Origin of the sequence: Mesorhizobium sp. M7A.F.Ca.CA.003.01.2.1 (assembly GCF_003998945.1) — a bacterium.
Lineage (GTDB): Bacteria > Pseudomonadota > Alphaproteobacteria > Rhizobiales > Rhizobiaceae > Mesorhizobium > Mesorhizobium ciceri.
The window spans coordinates 1-4,077 of sequence record NZ_RZRA01000505.1 but is presented as its reverse complement, the minus strand read 5'-3'; the positions used below and the strand labels follow the sequence as shown (position 1 = coordinate 4,077).

The window sequence follows — 4,077 nt, the reverse complement described above, 5'->3', positions numbered from 1 at the left end:
CAAATACCTGTCTTACGTCACCAAGCAGCCGTCTGTAGCGCACTGGATCAAAATCACGAATAAGCTGAAGCGCCTCGACGATCTTGTCGGTGCCCTTGTCGCTGATGATGAGCAACCCGTCGATCGTTCGGGTACCGCTAAGCTTGACGGCGCCCCAGCGGGCCAATCGGCCAACGACGGCTCTTATGCTGCGTCGCGGCTCAATCGCTTCTGGGTCGCGCAAAGCTCCCTCGGAACTCAGTTGCGGTCGTCCGGAAACACCGGGATCGGCATGAACTCGACGCCGTCCTCGACCAGGCTCTTGGCTTCGTCCAGCGTCGCCTCGCCATAGATGCCACGCGGGTCGCTCTCGCCGAAATGGATCTTTCGCGCTTCCTCGGCGAACTTGTCGCCGACATAATCGGCATTCTCGCGCACCTTCTCGGCCATCGCCTTGAGCTGCGCCAAAGCCTGCTTCTGCGCCTCGCCCATGGCCAGCGCTATGGTTTCCTGCTTGCGCGCCGTGGAGACGGCCGGCGCCATCAGTGCTTTCTGCACCTTGTGCGAACCGCAGCTCGGGCAATCGACGAAGCCGCGCTTCTTCTGGGTGTCGAAATCGTCGTTGCTGCGGAACCAGCCTTCGAATTCGTGCTCGTGCTCGCAGATCAGGGCAAAACGGATCAAGAGGCTGCACCCCTGAGCCGCGGCGCCTCGCCCGAGCCGGCATTGACGGCGAAATCCCGCGCATTCCTGAGATTGGGGATCTTCTTGCGCGCGGCAAGCGACTGCGCCGGGTCGATCTCGGCGACGATCACCGCCGGTTCGTCATGCGCGGCTTCCGCAATGATCCGGCCCCACGGATCGACGATCAGCGAATGGCCGTAAGTCTCGCGGCCGTCTTCATGCAAGCCGCCTTGCGCGGCGGCGACGACATAGGCGCCGTTCTCGATGGCGCGGGCCCTGAGCAGCACGTGCCAGTGCGCCTCGCCGGTCTGGCGGGTGAAGGCAGCCGGTACGGAAAGCAGGTCTGCGCCGGCCAACGCCTCGGCGCGGAAGAGTTGCGGAAAGCGCAGATCGTAGCAAACGGCGAAGCCGAGCTTTGCACCCTCGATGTCGGTGACGACGGCCTCGGTTCCCGGTTCATAGGCGGCGGACTCACGCCAGCTCTCGCCATTGTCGAGATCGACGTCGAACATGTGGATCTTGTCGTAGGCGGCGAGCGCAGCACCATCCGGCCCGAACAGCAGCGCCCGGTTGGCGAGCTTGCCGTCGGCGCGCAGAATGGCGGTCGAGCCGATATGCAGGAAGATGCCGAGCTCCTTGGCCAGCCTGCGCGCGGTCGCGACGACGATGTCCTTGTCCTCCGACGTGAACGATGCGGCGCGAGCTTCCTTGTCGCGGATCAGCGCCCCGGTCATTTCCGGCGTCTGGATGTAGGTGGCACCTAGGCTGGCTGCTTCACGCACCAGCCGTTCGAGATCGACGGCGTTGCGCTCGGGGCTCTCGCCCGAACGCATCTGGATCGCAGCGGCCTTGAAAACACCCATCGTCATTCCCTCAATTCGTCGCGCCGTTGGCGAGCAATTTGTCCAGCCGGCCTTCGGCCTCCAGCTCGTGGAGGTCGTCACAGCCGCCGACATGCGTATCGCCGATGAAAATCTGCGGAAAGGTCGTGCGGCCATGCGCCCGGGAGATCATCTCCTGGCGCAATTCCGGCGAGAAGGAGGCATCGTGCTCGGTAAAGGCGACGCCCTTGCGCTCGAGCAGCCGCTTGGCTGCCGTGCAATAGCCGCACATCATGCGGGTGTAGATCGTGACATCGGTCATGACGAATTTCCGCTGTTCGTTGCCGACTTATATAGTCGCGGACTCGTCCGCCCGAAAGTCCCCCGGCAACACACGCGCAAAGGTCAGCACGTCGACGGCGGCCGCACCTCCCCTTTTCAGCGCCTTGGTGTCGGAACGCACCGTGGCGCCGGTGGTGTAGACATCGTCGATCAAAAGCACCCTGCGGCCGGCGATCTCGATTTCCGCCTCGGCAGGCACCCGGAACGCGGCCCGCACATTCTCCTCGCGTTCGCCGCGCTCCAGCCCGACCTGCTGGCGGGTGAGTTTCACGCGCCGCACCGCCGACGGGGCGAAGGGCAATCCGCTAAGTGCCGAGACCGCCCTTGCCAGTTCCGCCGACTGGTTGAAGCGCCGCCTGAAAAACCGCCGCCAGTGCAGCGGCACCGGCACCACCACATCCGCCTCGGCGATGAGATCGGCACCCGCACGCATCATCCAGCGCGCCATCCAAGGTGCCAGATCCGTGCGATCCTGGTATTTCAACCCTTGCACCATCTGGCGCGCAACGCCGGAATAGGCGACCGCCGCCCGCGCCCGCTCGAAAGGCGGCGGATCGGCAATCGCCTCGGCCGACAGAAAGCCTTCGCCCATATGGTGGGTGAACGGCGTACCCATGACAGGGCACCATGGCCGCTCCAGCAGCCTGAGCTTCGGCCAGCAGGCGCCGCACAGCACGCCCGGTTGCGAGACATGCCGGCGGCAACCGGCGCAGACCGGCGGAAACAGCATCCGCGCCGGCCAGCCGACAACCGACCGGGCCAGGTTCGTGATCCCGATAGACTTGATCTTGGGCATCGGATCGGCCACGTGGTTGCTCCTGCGCGCCACTATATCAACGATCTCGGAGCGTGGACAAACAAAGGATCTGCCCGTTGCAGCCAATAATGGATACCTCTCTGTGGCTGACGCACAAGCGGCGCGCGCTTGCCCGTCCGGTCGACGGCGCGGACTTCCTCATGCGCCGCACGGCCGAGGACCTTGCCGAACGGCTGGGCGCCGTCGAGCGCCGGTTCGGCAAGGCGGCCGTGCTGTTTTGCCAGACGCCGGCGGCGGCCGAAACGCTCGCCGAAAGCGGCAAGGTCGCCGACATTGTCCGCGTCGAGACGGATACGGCTTTCCTGAGCGGTGGCGATGCCGGCCTGATCGCACCGCTCGAAACCGTGCCGTTCGAGTCGGAAAGCCTCGATCTGGCGGTGTCGCTCTTGTCGCTGCAGGCCATGAACGACATCCCAGGCATGCTGATCCAGATCCGCCGTGCGTTGCGGCCGGATGGGCTTTTCCTCGGCGCCTTTGCCGGCGCCGGTACGCTTTTCGAGTTGCGCGAAAGCCTGCTTGCGGCCGAGACCGAGCTTTACGGCGGCGCCAGCCCGCGTGTCGCGCCGTTCACCGACGTGCGCGATGCCGGTGCGCTGCTGCAGCGCGCCGGTCTCGCTCTGCCGGTCGCCGACGTCGAGACGGTGACGGTGCGCTATGCCAGCCTGTTCAACCTGATCGCGGATCTGCGGGCCATGGGCGAGACCAATGCACTCACCGATCGCAGCCGGCGCCCGGGCTCGCGCAAGCTGTTTGCCCGCGCGGCGGAAATCTACGCCGAGCGGTTTTCCGACCCCGACGGCCGCGTCAGGGCAAGTTTCTCGATTGTCTGGATGTCCGGCTGGGCGCCCGACGCTTCGCAGCAAAAACCGCTGAAGCCAGGGTCGGCCAAGGTCTCGCTGAAAACAATCCTGGAGGCGCCCGACGGGCAATGATCCTGCCCCAGGCGCGGGAAAGCCGGATCAGAGAGTGGGTGCGAAAGCGTTCGCAAGCTTGCTGTTGTTGTCGCTGAACAGCCAGATGATCCCGTCGCGGACCTCACCGATACCGCCGACGATGGCCAGCGACAGCACGGCGATGATCACGCCATATTCGACGGCCGTGGCGCCGGTCTCGTCGTTCAGAAAACCCAGCAGCACTGCTTTCATGGCCTCAACCCCTCTGTCCGGGACCTTACAGCCGACCTGTTAAGAAAGGTTAACGGCAAAGGCTTAACAGGCGGTGAAACCGCCGCCTTTGCGAAATCTCTTAACCATGTCAGCAGTCGCCGCTGCTCCGGCCATTGGACCTGATGATGCAGACCGAGCTCGGCTGCGGCTGCAGCACGCTGCGGCGCAGCGTGTAGGTTTCGCGATGGCCGATCGAGCCTGTGGCCGCCATGTCGAGCCCGCCGAAACCGTCACGGGCCGACAGCGAGCGTGTCTGGCTGTCGAGGAA

7 protein-coding genes and 1 pseudogene are annotated in these 4,077 nt (G+C 64.9%); 1 reads left to right on the top strand and 7 read right to left on the bottom strand.

The features are described 5' to 3' along the window. From EN969_RS35565 to EN969_RS19820, 5 genes are all read right to left on the bottom strand, one after another. A partial coding sequence (locus tag EN969_RS35565) for a hypothetical protein (RefSeq protein WP_206525188.1) occupies positions 1-223 on the bottom strand: 223 nt, incomplete at its 3' end. A 14-nt stretch (positions 224-237) separates the two neighbouring features. Next, complete coding sequence (locus tag EN969_RS19835) at positions 238-663, bottom strand: DUF1178 family protein (protein WP_013529451.1); 426 nt, start codon at positions 661-663, stop codon at positions 238-240. Then, positions 660-1,526: a carbon-nitrogen hydrolase family protein gene (locus tag EN969_RS19830; RefSeq protein ID WP_027163514.1), complete on the bottom strand. Its 867-nt coding sequence runs from the start codon at positions 1,524-1,526 to the stop codon at positions 660-662. Before EN969_RS19830 ends, EN969_RS19835 begins: the two co-directional genes overlap by 4 nt. 10 nt (positions 1,527-1,536) lie before the next feature. Beyond that, positions 1,537-1,806: a glutaredoxin 3 gene (gene grxC, locus EN969_RS19825; RefSeq protein ID WP_024503792.1), complete on the bottom strand. Its 270-nt coding sequence runs from the start codon at positions 1,804-1,806 to the stop codon at positions 1,537-1,539. Between the two features lie 27 nt (positions 1,807-1,833). Continuing rightward, positions 1,834-2,634 (bottom strand): ComF family protein, encoded by an 801-nt coding sequence (locus EN969_RS19820; RefSeq protein WP_063169072.1) that lies wholly within the window; start codon positions 2,632-2,634, stop codon positions 1,834-1,836. Positions 2,635-2,699: 65 nt separating this feature from the next. On the opposite strand from EN969_RS19820, the gene EN969_RS19815 reads away from it, so the two are divergent. Beyond that, on the top strand, positions 2,700-3,575 hold the full coding sequence (locus tag EN969_RS19815; RefSeq protein WP_063169073.1) for a methyltransferase domain-containing protein: 876 nt from the start codon (positions 2,700-2,702) through the stop codon (positions 3,573-3,575). A gap of 27 nt (positions 3,576-3,602) precedes the next feature. Here EN969_RS19815 and EN969_RS19810 read toward each other — a convergent pair whose 3' ends face one another. Further along, positions 3,603-3,788: a Flp family type IVb pilin gene (locus tag EN969_RS19810; RefSeq protein ID WP_127224214.1), complete on the bottom strand. Its 186-nt coding sequence runs from the start codon at positions 3,786-3,788 to the stop codon at positions 3,603-3,605. 109 nt (positions 3,789-3,897) lie between these two features. After that, a pseudogene (locus tag EN969_RS19805) lies at positions 3,898-4,077 on the bottom strand (hypothetical protein); the annotation flags it as partial.